The sequence below is a fragment of the Bacillus cereus group sp. N12 genome (assembly GCF_016483575.1).
Lineage (GTDB): Bacteria > Bacillota > Bacilli > Bacillales > Bacillaceae_G > Bacillus_A > Bacillus_A toyonensis.
The window spans coordinates 24,468-48,746 of record NZ_JAEHBO010000025.1; the positions used below are offsets into that span (position 1 = coordinate 24,468).

Below are 24,279 nucleotides of genomic sequence, written 5' to 3' on the forward strand. Positions count from 1 at the left end.
GTGTGGGCTAATAATCAGTAGGGGGTGAACAAACTCCCTACTGATTAAAGTTTCACTTTATATGGAAAAGGAGAAAATGTTTGTGTTAAAGAACTTAAAAATAGTATTTTCGTTTTTCCCTATCGTTCTACAGTACATTTTAAATGTAGCTTTGATTTGTTTAGGGGTTGTTCTAAGTGTGTTTCTTGTGAAAGAAGTCATTCAATTTATACAAGAACTGAAATTAAATGGTGAGGAATCTAGTTATCATTTGATCGATAGTATCGTCGTATTCTTTTTATATTTTGAATTCATCGTAATGATTATAAAGTATTTTCAAATGAATTTTCATTTTCCATTACGATATTTTATATATATAGGTATAACAGCTATCGTTCGTCTCATTATTATAAATCATGATAGTCCAATAGATATATTGTTATACGCCTGCGCGATTCTTGTATTAATTAGTGCTTTATTCGTTGCGAATTCTAAAATAATGCGTCGTGATTTAGAATAGTAAACATTTGTTGTTTAAATTAAAAAAGTGGTATATCTTTTGGAAAAAAAGGAGTAAGAGTATTGAAAGAAATAATTTTCACCAGTTTCGTAATGATAGGGTTTATGATTTTACTATTTAATTGTATACTTTCGTAATTTTTAAGGATAAAAGATTAAAAAAGAAGGGGATTTTGTAAATATGGTACATTACAATAATCAAAATAGTTTACATCAAATATTTACATTAAAGGGAACAGTTATAAGAGATATTTTCCCGCAAATTTTATTATATATGTGCATTTCAACAGTAATCACTGTGATTAATTACTATTATGTAGCAATAAAAATTAATCAAACTCCTTGGGTAATTGTTGGAGGAGCTTTAGGTCTACTGTTAGTTTTTCGTACGAACACTGCCTATGATAGGTACTGGGAGGGTAGAAAGTTATTTGGCACGATTAGTGCTTCTACTAGAAATTTAGCAGTTAGTTTCTTATGTCATTGGGAGTCTGAAGAGAAAAAGACGGATCAGGAAAAGCTAAAATTTTTACATTTATTAATTGCTTTTCCTAAGATAGCGAAAGGGCATTTGAGAGACGATAAAGATCTAACTGAAATAAAAGCATTGCTTAATATTTGTTCTGAGAAGGAAAAGGAAATATTGGCGGAATCTATTCATTTACCAATTAGTATAGTTTTTATGTTAAAAACTATACTATCAAAAGGTTTAAAAACGGGTCGACTTCATCCAAATGTAATAATTAATATGGAAGCTGATTTGAATAATTTGCTTACGGCTGTGGGTGGATGTGATCGTATTAAAACAACGCCTATCCCATTTGCATATTTTGCTCATATTAAAATTTTACTGCTCATATTTTGCGGGACTTTACCGATCGGACTTGTTGATAGTCTTAGGTGGTTTACAGTACTTGCAACTACGTTTATAAGTTTTGCATTTATAGGGATTGAAGCAATAGGGGTTGAAATTGAAGATCCATTTGGTCAGGACCCAAACGATCTCCCATTAGAAGGGATTTGTATAGGAGTAGAAACACATGTATTAGATCTATGTAATCAAAACGGTTTGTTCGAAGTAATGGATATGAATCTTGATAAAAAAATCAGCTAATCATTCATTGGGTATGATGATTATATTTTTAATGTTGTCTGAAATGCGTTATTTTCAAATCTTGTCAAGAGTTACTTTACGGCTTAACGACAGCTATATATTTTTTATATAAATATATAATATTTCTCCGTGCTATAATCCATTCATGAAATGTGCACGTTTCAAAAATTGTAATGAAAAGAGAAATGGATTGGGGAATAGTTGGCTGATTGAAATCAGTTATGTAATCATTATTAAAAAGCGAGGTAAATAAAATGGAACAAAAACATAGTGGCATTATTTTTACTGCAATACCAGATGAATCGAATGAATATTATCAACCATTGTTTGAAGACATTATTTACTTTAATGAATACTTAAATGAAAAAAAATCATTTACCGATCAACTTATATCTTTATCTGTTGAAGAGCGAGACTTTCATACAAACTTCTTTGAGTATGATGATATTTGGCTAAGAGATGTTGCGCCAGTTATAACGAATCATCTTGTTAAATTTAAATATTACCCAAACTATTTACCAGAGGATCAAGGGCGATATTTAGATCAACAATTTAATAAATGGTTGAAGAAAAATGAATTTGAGTATGTGAAATCACCATTAATATTGGATGGTGGCAATCTTATTTGGAATAAAAAAGATACTGTTATATTAACAGAACGCATATTTCATGACAACGATGATTGGACGGAAGAGGAAATAATTGAGCAATTAGAGTGGGATTTAGATGTAAGCCGGGTTATTATTATTCCTGCTGAAGAAGGAGATGTACTTGCGCACGCGGACGGAATGGTTAAATTTATTGATGAACACACAATGTTTATTAGTGATTTTCTAGGTGATAATGAATTTAGATATCATGTGCAAGAGATTATTCAAGAGCAAATGCCAGAAGCTGAATTTATCGTTGTTCCTTCGTCATATACAGAGAAAGGGCAATATGATCAAGAAATTGCATCGGCAAAAGGTTTATATATAAATATGTTAGAAACATGTGACGCCCTTTATGTTCCTAAGTTTGGATTAGCAAAAGACGGGGAAGTTTTACGATATATTCAACAGCATACGGAAAAACAAGTCATTCAAATTCATGTAGGAGAAATATCGACTATGGGAGGTGCAATGAATTGTTTAACGTGGTATTGTCCGAGTCATTTATTGCCTTCAAAAATGAAAAGATTGAGCAATCAGGGTGAAAGTTCTTCAATTAGAAAAATTTTTGATTGGTTTTAATAAGGTGAAACTTTAATTAGAGGAGGCCATCCCCTCTAATTATTAGCCCATACCAATCGGGATGAATAAGTTTATAAAAAAATGTATTCAAGGGGTATTTATATGTATACAATTACTGAATTTTCACGAATTTGTAAAATGAGTACACGGATGCTAAGGCATTATGACAAAGAAGAGATATTAAAACCAGCATATGTGAATCCGGTAAATGGATATAGATATTATGAACAAGGGCAGCTGGAAGTAGCGTTAAAAATTAAAAAGCTGAGGGAGTACAAGTTTCCTTTACCAAAAATTAAAATCATTCTCCAGTCAGCAGATCAAGATTCGTTTGTTGAACATATGCAATCTCAAATTATGGAGTTATCTCATGAAGTGAAACAAAATTTACAGGTTATTTCAGAAATGAATGAAATAGTAAATATGAATAAAGGTCTAAATATTGCTCGCCATAGAAGTTACGATGTATTAATTGGAATGAGAAATGAAATAACAGTAATTGCTCAAAAGTTACAAATAGATATAGACGATATGGATGATTATTTTTATGACTTATATGAACAAGTACAAAAAAATAGCTTTCAAATAGTCGGTTCTCCATCTACAGTTTTTTATGATGAAGAGTATATTCCAAATCGCAGCCATATAGAATTAAGAATTCCGATTATGGATGAAGATAATAAAGGTGTATTACAAGAGTGCGACATAAAAAGGCTAAAGCAGCATCAAATTGTTACCACTTTGCATTATGGCAGCTATGACTATATAGGTTATGCTTATATGGCGTTAGAAGAGTGGGTTGAAAGGAATGGCTATATACTAGAGAGTCATCCATATGAAGTCTATATAAAGGGACCAGAATGTGATTGTTTAACAGAAGAGTATGTGACACAAATTTGTTTTTTAGTTACGAAAATAGAATGAGAATAAGGATTGACATTAACATTATGTCAATCCTTATTCTATATACGAAAGTAATTTATCCCGCTATTTTTTTGGAGTCAGGCTGTCCGTAAAAGCCTGATGGATGTGGGCAAATAATTAGTGAGGGATGGAGTCCACCACTAATTAAAGTTTCATTTTATCATAATAAAAAGGAGAAAGAATATGAAAAGAAAAATCATGATTATTTGTTTGATTCTAAGTATGGTATGGATTTCAGCGTGTACGCCTGAAGTAGGAGAAGGTGAGAATGGTAGCTCTGCTCTACCTGGTCAGTTGCCCAAAAATGTAGTGTTTAAAAATGGTACAATTTACACTTCTAATGAAAAGCAAGAAATGGCAGAAGCTATAGAGATTAAAGATGGGAAAATTACTTTTGTTGGTTCAAATAAGGATGTAGAAAAATTGATTAATAAAGATACGAAAGTGATAAATCTACAAGGACGTCAACTTCTTCCTGGTTTTGTGGATAATCATAATCATATTTTTGAAGCGAAATCACCAGCAGCAGGGAATTGCAGTGTCTCACCAGATGCTGCGTTGCAAGAACAACGCTCGTATTTAAATGCTTGTAGAAAAGATGTGAAAGATGGGGAATGGATAAGTGGAACAGGATTTAGTTTGGAAGAGCTGTTAAAAAATATGGATGAAAAGTCAGAACAACAAACGCCATTACAAGTTCTTGATGAGCTATTTCCTAATAATCCAGTATTAATTATGGAAAGAACCTCTCATTCTGTATGGGTTAACTCGAAAGCATTGGAGTTGGCTGGGATAAATAAAGATACGAAAGATCCACAAGGTGGAAGAATTATTCGGGATCCAGAAACAGGAGAACCGTTTGGTATTCTTTATGATACAGCTGGAGATATCGTAATGGAAAAAGCATGGAATGCCCAACCGAATTTGTTCGAAAAAAATTATGAAGGTTTGCTGGACGGCTTAGATGAAGTTGCGAAGAATGGTATTACTACAGTGGGGGATGGACGTCTCTATTGGAAACGAGGCTGGTTAGATGTTTGGAATAAAGTAAATGATGAGAAAAAGTTAACGTCACGAGTAGTACTTCGTCCGTGGGTGTATCCGAACTTAAATGAAGCAGAACAAATCGAGTATTTCCAAAAGATTAAGCGAGATGATTTGTCGTCACGCATGCTTATTAATCAAGTGAAGATGTATAGTGATGGAATTAGTATTAACAGTACAGCGAAAACGCTTGAAAAATATAAATTTGAGTGGTTTAAAGGAACCCCGTATGGTTTGAACTATATTCCAGAAGAAAAAATGAAATGGTGGTTAACTGAACTTAATAAACTTGGTTACGGTGCACTTATTCACACAATTGGAGATAGTGGAGTAAGAGAGAGTTTAAATGCAATTGAAGCAGCGAAAAAAGAAGGGGCAAAACAGCCGTATACGCTTACGCACGTGGAAATGGTAGAAGATAGTGATATGAATCGTTTTGCTCATTTAGGAGTTAGCGCTGATTTTCAAGTCGGTCATGATTTTGCGGAAGATCCTAAACAAAGCTGGGCAAGTACGTATTTTACAGAACAGCAAATGAAACGAATTATGCCGTTAGGACAAATTTGGAAAACAGGTGCAAATGTATCACTTAGTAGTGATTGGGATGTAAATGAATTGAATCCACTTGTGACGATTTCGAACGCATTAAGTATTGATGAGAAAGGCTTGTCTAATGTACAGGCTGCTATTGATGCTTATACAATTAAGCCAGCTAAGGCACTAGGACTTGATAAGATTACTGGCTCAATTGAAGTAGGAAAATCGGCTGATATCGTAATACTAAATGAGGATATTACTAAAATGAGTGTCGATAAGATTCCGAGTGTGAAAGTATTAATGACAGTTTTACAAGGAGAAGTAGTGTATCACAAGGGAGAATAAAGAGTAACGGTATGAAGTAGTTACAAGCAAATGAATATATTGCTGTTGACCTTAACACGATGTCAAAGTATAGACTGGACTTACATTTAGAGAAGGGGTGAACATGTATGAGAAATATAGAAAATAGTTTGTTTTATATGCCTGCAGAATGGGAGAAACATGAGGGGACATGGCTCCAATGGCCTCATGATAAAACGCATAGAGGTGAAGGTTACAGAGCTAAGTTAGATGATATTTGGGTAACGATGGCGAAGGAGCTTCATTACGGAGAGAATGTGCATATTGTTGTATATGATGAAGAAGAAAAAACACATGTCCAATCGAAGCTAATTGAAGAGAACGTAAATATGGATAAAATTGATTTTTTAGTTCAAGAAACTGATGATATATGGATAAGAGATAATGGACCGATATTTGTAAAAGATAAGGAAGAAAATCTCTGCTTAACGCACTGGATTTTTAATGGTTGGGGGGATAAATATCCGTATGAAAATGATGCTGTTATTCCGGACGAAATAAGTGAAATGTATAGCATCCCAAAAGTTGCAGCAAGTGTTTGTCTAGAAGGTGGAGGAATAGAGATAAACGGAAACGGGACCTTAATGGCGGCAAAAACTTCTATTATAAATGAAAATCGAAATCCTACACTAAGTCAGGAAGAGATTGAAATGGAGTTAACGAAGTATTTAGGGGTAACGAATTTTATATGGATAACTGGTATTCGTGGTGAAGATAATTATGATGAAGATACGGATTATCATATTGATGGGGCAGCACGTTTTGTAAATGAAAATACGATTCTTTATGAATATGATCCTTTCGGGGAAGGAGAGGCGTACCTTTTGGATGCGCAAGAAAAGCATTATCAAGAATTGCGACAAGCGAGAAATATAGATGGAAGTCCATTTCAACTCATCCCAGTACCAGTAACAAGAAAAGTGGTAAAAGAGGCAGACTGTAAAGGTTCGTATTTGAATTTCTATATTGGAAATGAAGTTGTATTGGTTCCTGTATACGGTGATGAACATGATAAGTTAGGACTGCAAATCATTGAAGGGCAGTTTCCAGGAAGAAGAATCGTTGGTATTCATGTAAATGCACTGTATGCGTATGGTGGTATGATTCATTGTGTGACGCAGCAACATGTAGAATAAAGTGATTCGAATGAAAAAAGCATGCAGAGTATATACTCTGCATGCTTTTTTTATAATGCTGAAAACTCTTCAACAAGTTGAGTAAAGCGATTTAATGCACTTTCAATCGGTTCTGGCGTAGTTAAATCAACACCAGCTTTTTTCAGTAGGTTTAATGGATAGTCAGAACTTCCACCTTTAAGGAATTCGATATAGTTTTTTTGTGCATTTGGATCACCGCTTAATAATTTATCGGCAATTTGAATGGCAGAGGCGAATCCAGTTGCGTATTTGTACACGTAAAATGGACGATAGAAATGAGGGATTCTAGACCATCCATATTTTACTTCTTCATCAAATACAAGTGAATCACCGTTATATTCTCTAAATAGCTTTTCATAAATTTCGCTAAAGACTTGGGCGTTTAATGGTTTACCTTGTTCGGCCATTTCATGTGTGATTTTTTCAAATTCTGCAAACATGATTTGTGTAAAGAAAGTACCTTTAAAGCTATCGATAAAGTAGTTAATTAAATGATTACGTACGTTCGTTTCTTTCGCTTCTTTTAATAAGTAGTGAATTAATAACACTTCATTTACTGTAGAGGCGACTTCTGCAACAAAAATGGAATAGTGTGCAGAAATTCTTGGTTGGTATCCGTGTGAATAATGCGTATGCATACCGTGACCACACTCATGAGTAAGTGTGAAAAGGCTATTTAGATCATCGTGATGATTTAAAAGAATGAATGGGTGAACGCCATATACCCCAAAGTTATAAGCACCCGAACGTTTTCCAGGCGTTTCTCTCACATCTATATATCGTTTATCTTTAAAACCTTTTAATGTTTCAATATACTCTTCTCCTAAAGGAGCAAGTGATGCAATCATAGTATCAAACGCTTCGTCATATGGAATGTCTTGTTTTACACCTTGTACTAAATCGACGCTTAAGTCGTATTGTCTTAGTTCGTCTACATTTAATTTTTCTTTACGAATTTCATTGTATGTATGTAATGTTTGAATGTTTTTTTTCGTTGTATCAATTAGGTTTTCATATACCTCTTTCGGAACCATATCGCCAAATAATGATTTCTCTAAAGCTGATGGATATTTTCTTAGCTTTGAAACAGTAACATTATTTTTAATAGTAGAAGATAATGTAGAAGCGATTGAGTTCTTTAACTGAACATACGGTTTGTAATATGCCTTATAAGCTTCTTTACGTTTCTCACGATTCTCATCTTCTATTAACTTTGAATACATTCCACGTGTTAAGTTCACTTTCTTTCCATCATCATTCGTCACTTCACCAAATGATATATCTGCATTATTTAGCATCCCAAATGTATGTTGCGGAGAGGAAAGTGCTTCACCCATTTGGGATAAAATTTCTTCTTGATCCTTATTCAATACGTGTTTTTTATAACGGTATAATTCAAATAAGTCTTCTTTATAGTATAGTAACCCTTCCGTTTCTTCTATGTAAGAGTGTAAAGTGTTTTCTTCTACGCTAAGTAAGAATGGGGAGAAGAATGATTTCGCTGCGCTTACCTTTACATGTAATTGTGATACTTTATCGACAAGGGATTGGGCGTCAGTATCGCGTGTATCAAGATCAGATTGTAATCGCGCATAAGCGAACATTAAAGATAATATGCTAGATATTTCTTCACTCTTTGTTAAATAAGCTAATAAACGATTGCCATCGTGAATATCTCCATTAAATTCTTTTAGTTCAATTGTTAACATTTCTATTTTTTTATAATCATTTTCCCAATCATCAATCGTATCGTAAATATCTGTTAACTTCCATTTTTCATTATCGGGTACTTGTAATCGATCTTTAAGTTCTGTCATAATCATTTCCTTTCTAAACGTGTAGTCATATTCCTATATAACTATGAAATACAACAAATTGCAAAAAATCCCTGCTGAAAATTGAAAAGCCTTGCTGTAAATAGCAAGGCTTAAACAGTTATAGTGTAATTCCGAACTTCGAATGTAAAAGGTTTGTATATTGCTCGTCTGTAACTTCTTCTTTAGATTTTGTACCGTCCTTTGTTATTGTAAGACGATCTTTTGCTAAAGAAACGTGTCCGTCATGTGTAAGTTTTACAATAAGAGGTACTTTGTTAAATGGTGAGCCCTCATGTTCAACGATGATTTTTTGTGCTGCATTCGCTTTCGTTTCATCCACTTCTTCTATATAAAATGCATAGCCTAATGTCCAATCATCAGCAGAAGATTGATCCAGAAACTCATTGTTTTTACGCATTTCTAAAATGTAATTTCCTTTTGCAGTTGTTTCTTTGCGAATACGATAATCTCCTGTTACTGAGTGAACGACTTCACCTGAGAAAGGAACAGGTGCAAGAGGTAAGTATGATCCGAACCCCACTTCAATTAAATAAAGTTCATGATGATGTTTTAAAACAGTTGCGATATGTCCGGAATCGACAGCCCATATAGAGTTTGCAGCATTGTAAACTGTTCCTGAAACTAAATAAACATCCAATCCAAAGTCTTTAAGAAAGTAATACATAGTAGGATTTAGTTCATAACAAAGACCGCCACGGTTGTTTACTAAAATTTTTTCTTTTAAATTCTCTTTTGATATTTCTTTAAAGTTATTTTCGAGAACATTTAAATTTTCAAATGGAACAGTTTGCGCCATTCCATACATAAGTTGAGATAAATCTTCAAATGATATGGTTTCTTTTTCTTCTATATGTAAACGTGCGAAAAATTGTTTTTGAAAGTCTGTCATAGAAATCCCTCCATCATACTTTTATAGATAAATTGTATACAATTTTAAATACGATGTGAATTTTAAACTATGTGGGGGTACTTGTGGAATAGTTAAATTCATATTTTGAAAAATAATGTGAGAGATTAAAAGATTGTTACTTTACTAACTGTAGAACGAATATTATAATAATTTTAATGAATTATGCAAACGTTTTCTTGAAGGGGATGGTGTAAATATGTTGAAAAGGATTACGGTAGTCTTTTTATTATTTATTTTGCTTTTTCCTAATATATATGGGAGGAATAAGGCAGAAGCAGCAACGATAAATAATGGAACATTAATGCAGTATTTTGAGTGGTACGTTCCGAATGATGGGAATCATTGGAATCGTTTGCGTTCTGATGCTGAAAGTTTAGCTCATAAGGGAATCACATCTGTATGGATACCACCTGCATATAAAGGGACTTCGCAAAATGATGTAGGGTATGGGGCCTATGATTTATATGATTTAGGGGAGTTCAATCAAAAAGGAACGGTGCGGACGAAATATGGGACAAAGGCACAGTTGAAATCTGCAATTGACGCTTTACATAAACAAAACATCGACGTATATGGTGATGTAGTTATGAATCATAAAGGTGGGGCTGATTATACTGAAACCGTAACAGCTGTTGAGGTAGACCGTAACAATCGAAATATTGAAGTATCAGGTGATTATGAAATTAGTGCATGGACGGGTTTTAACTTTCCGGGGCGCAGAGATGCTTATTCTAATTTCAAATGGAAATGGTATCATTTTGACGGAACGGATTGGGATGAAGGAAGGAAATTAAATCGAATTTATAAATTTAGGGGCATAGGTAAAGCATGGGACTGGGAAGTGTCTAGCGAAAATGGAAACTATGATTATTTGATGTATGCAGATCTTGATTTTGATCATCCAGATGTTGCGAATGAGATGAAAAATTGGGGGAAGTGGTATGCGAATGAATTAAATTTAGATGGATTTCGTTTAGATGCTGTTAAACATATTGATCATGAATATTTACGCGATTGGGTAAATCATGTCAGGCAGCAAACGGGGAAAGAAATGTTTACGGTAGCTGAATATTGGCAAAATGATATCCAGACTTTAAACAATTATTTGGCAAAAGTCAATTATAATCAATCTGTATTTGATGCACCGCTTCATTATAATTTTCATTATGCTTCAACAGGAAATGGGAATTATGATATGAGAAATATTTTAAATGGAACAGTAATGAAAAATCACTCTGCACTCGCAGTTACTCTCGTTGAGAATCATGATTCTCAACCTGGGCAGTCATTGGAATCTGTAGTAAGTCCGTGGTTTAAGCCGCTGGCATATGCATTTATTTTAACTCGTGCAGAGGGCTATCCTTCAGTTTTCTATGGTGATTACTATGGGACAAGCGGAAATAGTAGTTATGAAATTCCAGCGTTAAAAGATAAAATTGATCCAATTTTGACGGCACGAAAAAACTTTGCATATGGTACGCAGCGGGATTATTTAGACCATCCAGATGTGATTGGCTGGACAAGAGAAGGCGATAGTGTACATGCTAAGTCTGGTTTAGCGACATTAATCTCCGATGGACCAGGAGGATCAAAGTGGATGGATGTTGGAAAGAATAACGCTGGGGAAGTATGGTACGATATTACGGGTAATCAAACAAATACTGTAACAATTAATAAAGATGGATGGGGGCAATTCCATGTAAGTGGAGGCTCTGTTTCCATATATGTTCAACAGTAAATTGGTGATAAAAAAGAAGAGGTAGACTGAAATATAAGTTACCTCTTCTTTTTACATTGTTATCATGCTTGAATCTTTATTTTGATAAACGAATTAGTCGACCTTTAAAACAACAAGAGATGCATTGGAATAAATAATGTCACCTATGGCTTCTCTTATTCGTACTCGAAGGACATCTCCTTGGTTTAAAGGTAATAGATCAGTTCTAGCGGATGTAGCTCTTACCCCGGAACCACCACCAACTCGTGTTTCAATGGCGAATTGAATGGAATCATTTATTGTAAGGTTTAATATACTAGACGAAATAGCTTGTATCACAAATACAATTGAAAAGGATACAGAGTACACACCAGTGGTATCAATTGTAATGGAGTTGTCTACTGGGGTTAGAGTAGTTCCACTAACAGGTCCTGGAATTGTCAAATTAACATTTGTATTAACTACTGCTGCAAATCCGATTCCTACTTCAGAAGTTATTGTTCCAAATACGGGGAGAATTCCTAAACCGGTTGCTCCAGTGGGACCGGTTATTCCGATTCCAGTAGGTCCTGTAGCGCCGGTAGGTCCTGTGATTCCAGTAGGTCCGGTAGGGAATGTAAATGGTGGAATGGGTGGTAGAGTGGGGCCAATTAAATTTGGTTCAAGAGCAAGTCCATGTAAAATAATATATTCTTCGCTCATATAGTAACCTCCTATGATTGCTTGTCATAATTATTAAATGTATTAGGTTAAGTAAATGACATTTGCAATAGCGGAGGCGCTTATTTAATTTTTTCGCAGTGAAATTAAAGTGGTTACTTTAAAGTTGGAGTCAATAAAAACCGTACTGTGATTGCTATAGAATTAAATATTAGTATGTTTTTAACGTGATTTTAATAGGGATTATATTTGCTTTACGATAAAATGATTATAGTGTAAAATTACACTATAAGTGTAATTTGATAACAAACGGGTGTTTTTGTACATGTGGTTATTAGAGCATTTTAAGGCAAGATGATGAGTTTTTATTATTCAAGTCAGCGGAGACCATTTGATGTAGCGGTTATTAGAAGTAGTTCTTTATATAAATCGTAATTTAAAATCCAGAAGTACATTTCTGGATAGGCAGTAGTAGTAAAAGGAGAGGCAATATGAAAAGAATAATAATGAAATATAGCATAATGTTTAGTTTATTACTATTAACATCATGTGATATATCGGATGAAGAAATCGAAAAAAAAGCACAAAATTATATAAAAACAGAGTATGATATGGCTGTTAATCTAAACGGAGTTGAAACACTGGATAATGGAAAGGACTTCCTTGGTCCCAAAGGGCGGATAGTTACTGTACAGCAAGTCGATGAACCGCATTTGCAATTTCAACTTTATTTTGAGGGACAAATCTCTCCAGAAGTAAAAAATGATAATTATAAAATGAAAAAGAAAACAAATGATTTACAAGGGAAGTTTAATACATATTATGGAGAGAAAGATAATAACACTATACTTACTTTTAATCAAATGCAGACTGGGGATAATGTTTCCAATAAGAATGCTGAGGAAAAAATAGCGAAGAAAAATTTGCAACAGTATTATACAGCAGTTTTTAAAAGTAATACTGTTTTAGATGTAAACAATTCTGTACATATGGAAACATTGGCGGAGGTTGCAAGAGGTATTCAGGAATTTAATAAAACGATTGAAAATAGTAAGAGTAGTGTGGATGATATTACAATTCAGTTGCCAAATGCTAATAAGGAAATATTACAGCATATCGCGGTAGATTATATAGTAACGGCTGAAGATGCGAAAAAGACCCTTGAGAAAAAGGCTGATTATATGAAAGCTTTACAATCTGAAAGGAAATAGTCTGACACCTTTACTTCTTATAAAACATATAGTATGATGATTTCAATAAATTAGATTTCAATGACCATAAAATATAAATTAATGAGAGGTGCTTTTTGTGAGTGCGGTAGGTATTAAATAGGAAAAATTTAATGAAATAAATCGGATAAGACCAGGGGATTTTTATGTGTATCATACCCCTAATTTTGTCATGCGTTTATTTCGAAACCTATGAAGATACCTACAATACTTTATAAAGCGTGTAATGAGAGGGTTGTCATCCGTTTTTTATGGTTTATTTCCTCATATGTTATTACACATGCCTTGTAAATGTAAAAGCTGCGGTATCCCCGCAGCTTTTTTGTATATGTTTTAAATGTATAAAAATAGTAATTGAATAATGCAAAACTCATTGGGATCTAATGAGTAGGTATCTTCATTTATGATAAACATCAATCATAGTGAGGAGAAACAAAATGAATACGATGACTTTTGAAAAGTTACAATATAACGAATTAAAGGAAATAGTGAAATCTTATTGTGTAAGTGGATTAGGTAAGGAATTATTAAATAAATTAGAGCCGAGTACAAGTATAAAAGTAGTGAGAAATCGTTTAAATGAAACGACAGAAGCAAGGACTATATTAGATGCAGAAGGACATGTGCCTTTTTTCGGAATTTCAAATATCGCGAGTACAATTCAAAAATTAGAAAAAGGGATGATTTTAGATCCAGAGGAATTAGTAAGTGTTTCAGACTTTTTACGTGGATGTAGAAAGATTAAAAAGTTTATGTTAGATAAAGAATTTTTTGCACCAGTATTAGCTTCCTATGCAAATTCAATGACTGAATATAAAAGCATTGAAGAGGAAATTAACTTTTCAATTAAAGGAAATAGTATTGATGCAGCTGCAAGTAAAGAGTTAAAACGAATTCGAAATAATATCGATTCTGTAGATGGAAAAATAAAAGAGCGTTTAACGAAGTTTTTAAATAGTAGTGCAAATAAGAAATTTATTCAGGAATTCTTTATTAGTAAAAAGGATGACCGTTATACGATTCCAATTAAATCTTCCTATAAAAATCAAGTTGCTGGGAGTATTGTTGAAGCTTCTGCAAAAGGTTCTACTGTATTTATAGAACCACATACGGTTACAAAGCTAAATGTGGAACTAGCAAGTTTGAAAGCAGAAGAGGCAATGGAAGAGTATCAAATATTAGCGACACTATCAGGAATGGTAGTAGAAAATATTTATAGTATAAAAATTAATATGGAACTGATAAGTCAATATGACATGGTATTTGCGAAAGCGAAGTTTAGTAAATCAATCGATGGAATAGAACCGAAGCTAAACGATCACGGAAACATTCATTTAATGAATTGTAAGCATCCGCTTTTAACAGGGCAAGTTGTACCGTTAAACTTTGAAATTGGTCAAGAGTATCGTAGTTTAATTATTACAGGACCAAATGCAGGCGGCAAAACAATTGTGTTAAAAACAATCGGACTATTAACATTAGCGACAATGTCAGGCTTTCATATTGCGGGAGATAAAGAAACGGAAATTGCTATTTTCGAAAATGTATTTGTAGACATTGGTGATAATCAAAGTATCGAAAATGCACTAAGCACATTTTCATCTCATATGAAAAATCTGTCTGAAATTATGAGGATGTCAAATAATAATACGTTACTACTATTTGACGAAATAGGGAGCGGTACAGAACCGAATGAAGGTGCGGCGCTTGCGATATCTATTTTAGAAGAATTTTACCTTGCGGGATGTATTACAATTGCGAGTACGCATTACGGTGAAATTAAACGCTTTTCAGAAATGCATGGTGATTTTATGAACGCAGCAATGCAATTTAATAGTGAAACACTAGAGCCACTTTATAAATTAGTTATCGGTAAATCAGGTGAAAGTAATGCGCTTTGGATTGCGAATAAAATGAACGTAAAAGAACATGTACTGCAAAGAGCGAAAGAGTATATGGGAAATAAAGAATACGTTATAGAAAAAGTGAATGAAAGTAAAATTAGAAAACCGAAATTTGTGCAAGAGAAAAGAGAATCTCATTATGAGTACAAAGTCGGCGACCGTGTGAATTTATTGGATTATGATGATTTTGGTATCCTTTATAAGGAAAAAGATAATTTCTATAACGTCGTTGTATATTATAACGGTGAATTCGTTGAAGTAAATGTAAAACGTATTACTTTAGAGGTAGCAGCGAAGGAATTATACCCAGAAGGGTACGATTTAAGTACACTATTTATTGATTATAAAGAAAGAAAAATGCAACATGATATAGAGCGCGGATCGAAAAAAGCACTTCGTAAAATTCAAAAAGAAATAAGAAAGAATAGAGGATAAGTTAAAATGGTAACGATTAGACAAGAACAAAAAAACGATTATAGAAAAACAGAAAAAGTTGTAAAAGAGGCATTTTCACTTGAAGAATTTAGTGATAAAACAGAACATGAACTTGTAAAACGTATTAGAGAATGTGACGCGTTTGTTCCGGAGTTATCAATTGTTGCGGTAGATGAAGATATAGTTGGTCACATTATGTTATCGAAAATTACAATAGAACAAGGTGGAACTTCTGTAGAATCGTTAGCACTTGCACCAGTTTCAGTTGCTAGGGGCCATCAGAAGAAAGGAATTGGCGGAAAACTGATCACGGCTGCTTTAGAAAAAGCGAAAGAATTAGGATACGGGTCAGTTGTAGTATTAGGGCATCCAGAGTACTATCCGAAATTCGGTTTTGAACGCGCAAGTCAGTGGAATATAAAAGTGCCATTTGAAGTGCCAGATGAAGTGTTTATGGTGATGGAGCTAAGAGAGAACACTCTTCAAGGTGTAGAAGGAATTGTACAATATTCGAGTGCTTTTGCTGAGTAGAAGTATTGGCTAAGAAATGTAATCATAAAAGATGCTATCTTTTTGTAGAGATATACAGAAAGATAGCTTTTTTTATTCAGCAGATCTACTGACGTATATTTTGCTCAATGAATAATTGAGGTGGTAAAATTGATATAGAAACGTAAAGGGAGAGAATAGAATGAATAAGCGAGAAACAAATAGCAATGAGAATGTAGTTACGTTATATGTTACAAGACATGGTAAAACAATTTTAAATACGAACCATCGCGCGCAAGGTTGGGCAGACTCTCCGCTAGTAGAAAAAGGTGTGGAAGTTGCCTCAAATTTAGGAACAGGATTAAAAGATGTTCATTTTACGAATGCGTATAGTAGTGATAGCGGCCGAGCGATTGAAACTGCTAATTTAGTATTAAAATATAGTGAGCAATCAAAATTGAAACTTGAGAAAAGAAAAAATTTACGAGAATTAAATTTTGGTATTTTTGAAGGTGAAAAACTTGAAAATATGTGGGATGCGGTTGGAAAAGCTGCGGGTGTTGCAGCACCAGAAGAACTTATGAAGCTTTCTATTCAAGAAGTAATTAATCTTATTAGAACAGCAGATCCTACGAAACAAGCGGAAGATTGGGAATTATTTTCTGCCCGTATAAAAACAGAGATTGATAAAATTAGTGAAGAAGCTGCTGCAAATGGAGGCGGTAACGTTTTAGTTGTCGTTCATGGGCTTTTGATTACTGCCTTAATAGAAATGATAGATAGTAGTAAAACAAAACTTGGAGTAGAGAATGCAAGTGTAACGAAAATTTTATATAAAGATGGGGAATACATCGTCGAGTCGGTTGGAGATATGAGGTATGTTGCAAAAGGGAAAGAAAGTGTGGAAATATAATTAAATCTCAAATAGAGATAAGAAAAGGAGGCTAGAAAATCTAGCTTCTTTTTATTTTTCAGTATATCATTTGTTAATTTGAATCGGAATATTCTGTTAAAAATACACTATGAAAATTATTGTGGTGATATAGTAAGAGAGTAGGAACAATAAATTGTCTTGCAGCTTATTGGAGGGCTATTAGTCTAGTCTTACATTTCATCTCGAAATTTAAGTGAGTTTACGAGAAATAAAACAAAATAAGGAACGTGTAAATATGGATCGAATATATTTTGTGGACAACCCGTGGCCTAAAGGTCATCGAATTGTTAATTTTAAGTGGAGTGCACATTTTAAATATGCGGAGGAAGAAGAGTTAAATGGTGTAGCTGGTTTGTATTTTGATTTACATTTAGAGACTGCGGATTATGATGAGGAAGATTTGGAAGAAGATGAAGAAGATGGAGAAGATGTTGATGACTGGCACGCGAAGATTGTATGGAACAACTTCCATAGCTGTACTTTGTCATCAGAAGAATGGGATTTTAAAGGGTTTCGTGTAGGAAGTGATGAGGTGCCTTTTGATTTGGATTTGCTAAATGGGAAGAGATTTGCAATTGATTTTTTATCCGAAGATGAGCAGAAGAACTTAGATTTAGATTTAACTGCATTTGACGTTTATTTACTTGGACATGATGCGTCAGCCTTTCATAATATTAAGTTTACTAGATTAGAAGGACAGACGTATCAAATTGAATGGAAAGGGCAATTGGCACTTGCGTATATTGGTGATTATGAATTTAAATATGATTTTCATACACTAATTTCCTCAACATCATTTAGTGGCATTAATATTCCTAATGAAATAACTGATCATGAGGCAGACGTTTTGTTAAAAAGGTTTGTTAGTAATCCAGTATTGTTTGAATTGCAACATGATAATGGGGATAGGCGATTTGTATTGAAATAAAAATATATTGTTGCCTTTGCGAAACATATGAGTAAAAGGTTACTGTATTCGACATAGCTAATAACCCCGTTGTCGGAAAACTCAAAGAAAAAGATACATAGTATGTGATTTATGCTCAGTTCTAAGAAGAAAAGGATATTAACAATTATATGGAGAAGTGATTATGTTGATTAAATTCGTTCATTTTTTATTTGGAAAACCGTGTAAAAAAGGTGATTCGTTCCAAACTAAGTTTCCACGTTTTATTTATTGGAGTGCAGTTGTATTTTATTTTTTTGGAATGCTATTCTTTGGGATTTTTTCTTTTATTGATACTGTATTTATTGGGTCGTTGATATCCGGAAATTTGTTCTTTCCTTTAATATTTAGATTCATTTATTTTATAAACCTAAAAATGAGGGGCCTAAAAAGAGAAGTATAGAAATAAAAAATATAAATAACAGGGTTATTAAAAAGAAGCAAAATGGAACATTAATAACATTTAAAAAGGAAGCAATGAAATATATTCTAGCTTCCTTTTTAAATATGAACGATTATGGAATCAATAAAATCTTCCCAGTACTTTTTCTGCTCTCTAATAATTTATGTGCAAGAGCACCATCTTGTAAGGCGAATGTAGTAGGACTCGCGATGTTTACTTTTCCACTAGTGATCCAATCGAATAATTGAGTAGAGCGCTGCTTACGTTCTTCAAAAGTAGTAAGCACGTTCCAAAGGTCTCCACCAGTTAAAGTTTTTGAAGTATCCATAAGCATACGCGGATCAACTGGCACAGGATTACCACCAGCCATTCCGTAAAATACGACAGTACCGCCAATTTTAGTAGCGTTAAAACTTTCCTCTAATGTAGAACCTACTGATTCATATACAACATTTACTCCAGTGCCGTTTGTTATTTCAAGTACTTTTGAATGCCATTTTTCCGTATATAAAAATACATGATCAGCCCCAGCTAACGTGGCTACTTTGTTTTTTTCGGTTGATGACGTAAGACCAATTACTGTTCCGCCCTGTAGTTTAATCATTTGAATAAGAAGTTGACCAACGCCACCAGCCGCAGCGTGGACTAAAGCTGTATCACCTTGTTTTATTTGATAGCTATCTTTCGTTAAATAATGTGCCGTTAGACCTTGTAATAAGACAGAAGCGGCTGTTTCAAAAGAAATAGAATCCGGAAGTAGGATGGCTTTTTCTGATGGAACGGCAACTAATTCTGCATTTGCAAATGGGACGTCAGCAAATGCAATACGGTCCCCAGGATTGATAGTAGTAACGTCAGCTCCTACTTTTTCAACAATACCAGCCCCTTCATAACCTAATATATATGGCGGGTTACCAGCGAGATGATAATCACCGCGGCGTCTATAAATATCAGCAAAGTTTAAACCGATTGCTTTCGTGCGGACAAGAATTTCATTTGAATTTATGATTGGATCATGTATTTTTTTATATTGTAGTACATCTGGATTTCCGAACTGTTCGAAACAAAGTGCTTTCATATGGAATACCTCCATTTATATTGTTTGTCGATGCTCTTTATCATACAATATAAACATCGATAGACAAAGAGGATTATTTCGATGAAATCAATCGGAAATACCGATTGAAAAGAGGGATGATAAATGGAGATAAAACAATTAATTACATTTAAAATAGCCGCGGAAACTTTGAACTTTACACAAACTGCGAAGAAATTAAACTTTGCCCAATCGAGTGTTACAGCACAAATTAAAACGTTAGAGGCTGAGCTCGGTACACCACTATTTGAGAGGTTAGGGAAACGTCTTTTCTTAACTGAAGCGGGCAGGAAGTTTCAACTATATGCGGACAAGATAATCGCACTTAGTAACGAAGCGAAGACGGCTGTGAAAGATGATGAGGAAATAGCAGGTACGTTAATAATTGGTGCACAAGAAAGTCAATGTACATATAGGCTTCCTTCTATATTAAAGAGGTTTAAAATACAATTCCCCAAAATAAAGCTTATATTTAAACCAGCGCATTCCAATAAAGATGCGAAGGAACAATTGATGGAGGGGAAAGTCGATCTTGCATTTATTTTGGACGAATGTAAAACAGGAGATGCTTTGCATGTGGATCCACTTATGAAAGAAGAATTAAAAGTAGTAGCGGCTCTAGGGCATTGTTTACTCGAACAGGCTTCCGTTTCTATAAAAGATTTAGAGAGTGAAACACTTTTGTTAACTGAACTAGGGTGCTCATATCGGACTTTATTTGAAGAGTTATTTCGTGCGGAAGACGTATATCCAGCAAATAAGATTGAGTTTGTTAGTGTCGAGGCAATTAAACAATGTGTCATTGCGGATTTAGGTATAGCAGTTTTGCCAGCAATAGTAGTAGAAAAAGATATACGGGAAGGGACGTTAAAGGAGTTAGTGTTAAAAGAAACAATACCTCCGATTTATACACAAATTGCTTGGCATAAAGATAAATGGATGACAGCGCCACTGCAGCAATTTATTGATGTAACGAGGGAGTTTTTTACAACGGATTAAGTGGAGAAATATTTATTTTATATAAAAGAAAAAATGGCAATTTTATATAAAGAACCGATGCTTGAATATAACAAGTATCGGTTCTTTTATGTTTTAAATAAAGAATGCTATAAAATGTGTATTTCTCAACTTTTTTTCTTACAAGGATAAGTAAAATTCTTCGTATATTCCAATAATCATAAGGGAATTTACAACGTTTATTCGTTTCTGTAAGATGCCTCTAGGAAGCGTGAAAGGAGGGCTTACATAGGGGATAGATTGTCTTTAGTATACGTACTTATTGTGAGGGGGGAATTTAATATGTTTAAAAAGTTAATGAAAGTATGCGTGTTAAGTGCGGCAAGTATAGGTGTATTATTTAGTTTCCAAGGAAGTACATTGGCAGCTACTGATTTAAGTAGTTATTATGACGGAAAAAATCCAGCAACAACGAAAGTATACGGGGGAAGTACAACGTGTGATGCAGATGGATTTAATGCAAAGTCTACAGCAGTTTATGAAGGTAGTAAAAAAGTAGGGACAGTATATTTACGTTACAGTAATAAATGTCATGCAGCATGGTCTAAGCTTGTTTTAGATCAACCAGCACCAGCTGTTTCGGGAGGAGTGTATGCGTACGCAGTTGTAAATAAATATAAAAATGGTGTATTCCAAAAATCAGTTACTTCTAACCAGGGGAACGGCACAATAAAAACAGGTCAAACGAGCACGTATACTGGAATGGTATTTGATTTAACTGCAGATTTCGGATACACAGCAGATGCTGAAGCGGTTACGTTTAATAACGGTTACGGTAAAACAGCACGTTATTAATAAAGGAGTGAAATTATATGAAGCTATTAAAAAAGGTGAGTGCATGTTTATTGCTATCTTTACTCGTTGTAACTAGTATGTTTAGCACGACTAATAGCGATAAAGCATACGCAGAAGATCATTCATATGATGGGAAAAGTCCTTACTATAACAGCTGTGATCAATCCGCAGTAACGAAAGAAAAGAAGTGGATTGATTCAAATTCTTATGTAGAATTAAAATTTAGCACGACTTGTAAGACAGCATGGGCAAAAGTTACTGTAACCCGCCCAGCAGTTTATAATAACGAAGCTGATGCAAGGATTGTTAGAAAAACAGATGGAAAGGCATACACTTGCGGAAGTGCTGGAGGAAATGGTGTTGTAAATAAAGGGCAAACATCATGCTATACGCCAATGGTATATGATTTAGATCCAAGAAAGGCGCAAGCGCAGGGGAAACATGCTATTCCGAATAGTGATGCTTATAATTATGCGGAGACTATTTGGTATTGATAGGAATATGAAAATTGTAAGGTAGAATATTGTAAGAGCATGTTTTGATTGGATTTCAAAACATGCTCGATTTGTATTCATTCTAATCTTTTCAGTAATCATGGTCCATTGAATTAACTAAGGTCTGTATTAGGAGGAGCATATCCAAGATGACGAGCCATCGACACAATTTGTCCTTTATGATGAAATTCATGTGTCTCTGTATGAGTTAAAAGCCATAGCGGAGTTGTGCTCCAAGGTTCTTTTTGCCATTTTACTTCATTTGCTATATTTTCGAGCCATCGGTCATTATATTCATCTAAAAAACGTAGTACAACCTCATCTACTAACTTAAATCTAGTACGAACTTTTTCGAAATCTGCATGCTCAACTTCATAATCGCTGGCAAAGGAAAAGTCTGCTCGTTTTTGTTTGAATGCGAATGATCCAAGCCAGTATCGATAGCAATCGGCTACATGAATATGTGTCTTTATAATACTGCCGCTCCCGAAATTAGGAATTGTGCTATGTAATTTTTCTAGTGGGATTTCTTCAAAAAACGAAAATAGAGTTTCTCTTGTAGAGCTAATAAGACTATATTGTTGTTTTAAAATATGTAACATGCCATTACACTCCTCTTTTGTTTACTAAAATATTTGTGCAGTAAGTAATTCTATATTTATGAGGAGTGAACCTTTGTTATTATTTTTACTAAGCATATTAGATGTATTTCTTAATTGTTTCTGATAGATTATACAAGGTGAAACTTTAATAAGTTGAACACTCTTAGTTCATAATAAATTGTACATAAAAAAGGGGAGCGATAAAATGAATAGACTAGTTGGTTTAAAACAATTTGAAATAACGCGTGGAGCATTACTGAAATTCATGGAAACGTTAGATGATAATACTGCGGATACTCAGCCGGATGGCTTTAACAATACAATTCGCTGGCATATTGGTCACGTGTTAACGGCAGCAGAAACTTTCATGTTTGGAAGAGAATTTAAACAATTACCAACTGAATACCCAGGTATGTTTGGATATGGTACACGACCATCTAAATGGGAAACAGAAGGGCCATCATTAGAAGTGTTAACGGCTCAATTAAAAGAACAAGCGAAGCGTATTAACGAAATGCCAGCAGAAGTATTTGAAAATAAACTTCCAGAACCATTCCTAGGATTAGAAACAGTAGGGGAGCTTTACGGTATGATGCTTTATCATGAAGCGGATCATCTTGGGCAAATGAAGGCGATGGAACGAATTATTAAAGCTCTTTAGTCTTAATTGCATATAACAAGCAATACAGGTGTAATGTTAAATAATATATACAAAAAAGGTAGATAAATTATTATCTACCTTTTTTGTATAACTTTTTGAAGGATTAGGGATTATCATCTTGATGCTGATGAAGAAAGATAAAAAACAATATATAGGGATGAATGAATTTCATGATTTTTATGGTGTGATTATTAATTATAGTATTCCTAAATATGGAATATACGTATAATAATAGAGAAGAACTAGAAATAGGGGTGAATACTATGATTACATTAGAACAAAAGTTGGAGCAATATAAACATACATATGTACAGTTAAAGGGAGAACTAAAATGGAAAACGAGTGATTCTCGAACAGGAATGATGATTGCTGCTATGTATGCAGGTAGTGATAAATTGTTTGATCTCGGACGTTTTTTAGAAATTAGTAGTTATATTAAAAATCAGGTAGGGATGTTTTCATACTTAAAGTCTTATCATCGTTTTGTAGTGGCCGCAACATTAGATATTCACTTTACAGATTACAAGAAAGCTTTTCGGACGTTTTTAGATTTATATGAACAATTGGTCACTGGTGGCTTTAGCCGGAGTATATTTACTTATCTCGCAGCAGCTGTGCTTTTAACAGAAGAAGATGAACAACATGGCGCGCACATTCAGCGTTCGATGCAAGTATATAAACGCATGAAAAAGGATCACCTCTTTCTTACAAGTACAAATGATTATCCGCTCGCAGTTTTATTAGCAGGACAATCAGAGCATGTAGAAACACTTATGGACCGAGTGGAACGTCTTTATCAGAAACTAGCGACAGCTGGTTTGCGTAAAGGGAATGATCTTCAATTTTTAAGTCACATTCTTTCACTAAAGAAGGATGTCCGTGAAGAGATGTTAGTTGCAACATGCACAAACATATGGAAGTTATTAAAGCAAGAAAAGGTAAAAGTGAAACAGATGCATTACCCAGCTATCGGGCTACTAGCGTTACTTGAAGATGGAGATAAAGAGATTCATTCTATTAAAGCATTTATTGAAAAATTGCAGGGGGATAAATTGTTCCGTTGGCATACAGATACAAATATCCTTATTGCTATTCAACTGTTCGTAAGTCAGAAAGGTGAGGAAAGTAAAGCTACCAACACAGGTTTACAAACAATGATAGAAGTCCTCATACAAGCACAACAGGCAGCTATGATGGCAACGATTGCCGCTTCATCTGCAGCAACCTCTTCTGCTAGTAGTAGTTCATAATGTGCAACTGCTTATGCTCTTGTAAATTAT

General features: G+C 34.1%; 23 protein-coding genes. 18 read left to right on the plus strand and 5 right to left on the minus strand.

All coding sequences use genetic code 11. The features are described from left to right. Positions 1-82 precede the first annotated feature (82 nt). From psiE to JDS92_RS13965, 6 genes are all read left to right on the plus strand, one after another. On the plus strand, positions 83-499 hold the full coding sequence (gene psiE, locus JDS92_RS13940; protein WP_000916785.1) for a phosphate-starvation-inducible protein PsiE: 417 nt from the start codon (positions 83-85) through the stop codon (positions 497-499). 180 nt (positions 500-679) lie between these two features. Next, a complete protein-coding gene (locus tag JDS92_RS13945; protein WP_199632055.1) occupies positions 680-1,612 on the plus strand; it encodes a bestrophin family protein in 933 nt (310 codons plus the stop codon). A 254-nt stretch (positions 1,613-1,866) separates the two neighbouring features. Further along, a complete protein-coding gene (locus tag JDS92_RS13950; RefSeq protein ID WP_199632056.1) occupies positions 1,867-2,844 on the plus strand; it encodes an agmatine deiminase family protein in 978 nt (325 codons plus the stop codon). 102 nt (positions 2,845-2,946) lie between these two features. Continuing rightward, the gene (locus tag JDS92_RS13955; RefSeq protein WP_098000543.1) at positions 2,947-3,768 is read left to right on the plus strand and encodes a MerR family transcriptional regulator; all 822 of its coding nucleotides are present in this window, start codon (positions 2,947-2,949) and stop codon (positions 3,766-3,768) included. A 183-nt stretch (positions 3,769-3,951) separates the two neighbouring features. Continuing rightward, complete coding sequence (locus JDS92_RS13960; RefSeq protein ID WP_098911827.1) at positions 3,952-5,694, plus strand: amidohydrolase; 1,743 nt, start codon at positions 3,952-3,954, stop codon at positions 5,692-5,694. Positions 5,695-5,801: 107 nt separating this feature from the next. Next, the gene (locus tag JDS92_RS13965; protein ID WP_199632057.1) at positions 5,802-6,848 is read left to right on the plus strand and encodes an agmatine deiminase family protein; all 1,047 of its coding nucleotides are present in this window, start codon (positions 5,802-5,804) and stop codon (positions 6,846-6,848) included. A 50-nt stretch (positions 6,849-6,898) separates the two neighbouring features. Here JDS92_RS13965 and pepF read toward each other — a convergent pair whose 3' ends face one another. Together pepF and JDS92_RS13975 are read right to left on the minus strand one after the other, a co-directional pair. Then, a complete protein-coding gene (gene pepF, locus JDS92_RS13970) occupies positions 6,899-8,686 on the minus strand; it encodes an oligoendopeptidase F (RefSeq protein ID WP_199632058.1) in 1,788 nt (595 codons plus the stop codon). 118 nt (positions 8,687-8,804) lie between these two features. After that, complete coding sequence (locus JDS92_RS13975; protein ID WP_199632059.1) at positions 8,805-9,596, minus strand: arylamine N-acetyltransferase family protein; 792 nt, start codon at positions 9,594-9,596, stop codon at positions 8,805-8,807. 217 nt (positions 9,597-9,813) lie between these two features. On the opposite strand from JDS92_RS13975, the gene amyS reads away from it, so the two are divergent. Then, on the plus strand, positions 9,814-11,355 hold the full coding sequence (amyS, locus tag JDS92_RS13980) for an alpha-amylase (RefSeq protein ID WP_000919648.1): 1,542 nt from the start codon (positions 9,814-9,816) through the stop codon (positions 11,353-11,355). Between the two features lie 93 nt (positions 11,356-11,448). Here amyS and betA read toward each other — a convergent pair whose 3' ends face one another. Beyond that, entirely contained in the window at positions 11,449-12,036 is a 588-nt protein-coding gene (gene betA, locus JDS92_RS13985; protein WP_199632060.1) for a collagen-like exosporium glycoprotein BetA, read from the minus strand. Positions 12,037-12,485: 449 nt separating this feature from the next. On the opposite strand from betA, the gene JDS92_RS13990 reads away from it, so the two are divergent. The 6 genes from JDS92_RS13990 to JDS92_RS30865 all read left to right on the plus strand — a co-directional run bounded on the left by JDS92_RS13990 (position 12,486) and on the right by JDS92_RS30865 (position 18,334). Continuing rightward, complete coding sequence (locus tag JDS92_RS13990; protein WP_000821266.1) at positions 12,486-13,205, plus strand: hypothetical protein; 720 nt, start codon at positions 12,486-12,488, stop codon at positions 13,203-13,205. Between the two features lie 455 nt (positions 13,206-13,660). Beyond that, entirely contained in the window at positions 13,661-15,562 is a 1,902-nt protein-coding gene (locus JDS92_RS13995; RefSeq protein WP_001095217.1) for an endonuclease MutS2, read from the plus strand. Positions 15,563-15,568: 6 nt separating this feature from the next. Beyond that, entirely contained in the window at positions 15,569-16,093 is a 525-nt protein-coding gene (locus JDS92_RS14000) for a GNAT family N-acetyltransferase (protein WP_199632061.1), read from the plus strand. A gap of 160 nt (positions 16,094-16,253) precedes the next feature. Beyond that, positions 16,254-16,964 carry a histidine phosphatase family protein gene (locus tag JDS92_RS14005; protein WP_001042058.1) on the plus strand — a complete coding sequence of 237 codons (711 nt, stop codon included), beginning with the start codon at positions 16,254-16,256 and terminating at the stop codon, positions 16,962-16,964. A 256-nt stretch (positions 16,965-17,220) separates the two neighbouring features. Beyond that, entirely contained in the window at positions 17,221-17,913 is a 693-nt protein-coding gene (locus JDS92_RS14010) for a hypothetical protein (RefSeq protein WP_199632062.1), read from the plus strand. A 163-nt stretch (positions 17,914-18,076) separates the two neighbouring features. Next, positions 18,077-18,334 (plus strand): hypothetical protein, encoded by a 258-nt coding sequence (locus JDS92_RS30865; protein ID WP_242475996.1) that lies wholly within the window; start codon positions 18,077-18,079, stop codon positions 18,332-18,334. A gap of 112 nt (positions 18,335-18,446) precedes the next feature. Here JDS92_RS30865 and JDS92_RS14015 read toward each other — a convergent pair whose 3' ends face one another. Then, entirely contained in the window at positions 18,447-19,412 is a 966-nt protein-coding gene (locus tag JDS92_RS14015) for a quinone oxidoreductase family protein (protein WP_199632063.1), read from the minus strand. Between the two features lie 123 nt (positions 19,413-19,535). On the opposite strand from JDS92_RS14015, the gene JDS92_RS14020 reads away from it, so the two are divergent. The 3 genes from JDS92_RS14020 (at position 19,536) to JDS92_RS14030 (ending at position 21,736) form a co-directional block, all read left to right on the plus strand. Further along, a complete protein-coding gene (locus tag JDS92_RS14020; protein ID WP_199632064.1) occupies positions 19,536-20,429 on the plus strand; it encodes a LysR family transcriptional regulator in 894 nt (297 codons plus the stop codon). Positions 20,430-20,729: 300 nt separating this feature from the next. Continuing rightward, positions 20,730-21,242 carry a DUF2690 domain-containing protein gene (locus tag JDS92_RS14025; protein WP_000473739.1) on the plus strand — a complete coding sequence of 171 codons (513 nt, stop codon included), beginning with the start codon at positions 20,730-20,732 and terminating at the stop codon, positions 21,240-21,242. Between the two features lie 17 nt (positions 21,243-21,259). Then, positions 21,260-21,736: a DUF2690 domain-containing protein gene (locus tag JDS92_RS14030; RefSeq protein WP_000771170.1), complete on the plus strand. Its 477-nt coding sequence runs from the start codon at positions 21,260-21,262 to the stop codon at positions 21,734-21,736. A 113-nt stretch (positions 21,737-21,849) separates the two neighbouring features. On the opposite strand, the gene JDS92_RS14035 is transcribed toward JDS92_RS14030, so the two are convergent. Then, a complete protein-coding gene (locus tag JDS92_RS14035) occupies positions 21,850-22,338 on the minus strand; it encodes a DinB family protein (protein WP_199632065.1) in 489 nt (162 codons plus the stop codon). Between the two features lie 205 nt (positions 22,339-22,543). On the opposite strand from JDS92_RS14035, the gene JDS92_RS14040 reads away from it, so the two are divergent. Then, on the plus strand, positions 22,544-22,999 hold the full coding sequence (locus tag JDS92_RS14040; RefSeq protein WP_001081127.1) for a DinB family protein: 456 nt from the start codon (positions 22,544-22,546) through the stop codon (positions 22,997-22,999). Between the two features lie 212 nt (positions 23,000-23,211). Next, on the plus strand, positions 23,212-24,249 hold the full coding sequence (locus JDS92_RS14045) for a DUF4003 domain-containing protein (protein ID WP_106080640.1): 1,038 nt from the start codon (positions 23,212-23,214) through the stop codon (positions 24,247-24,249). Positions 24,250-24,279 lie beyond the last annotated feature (30 nt).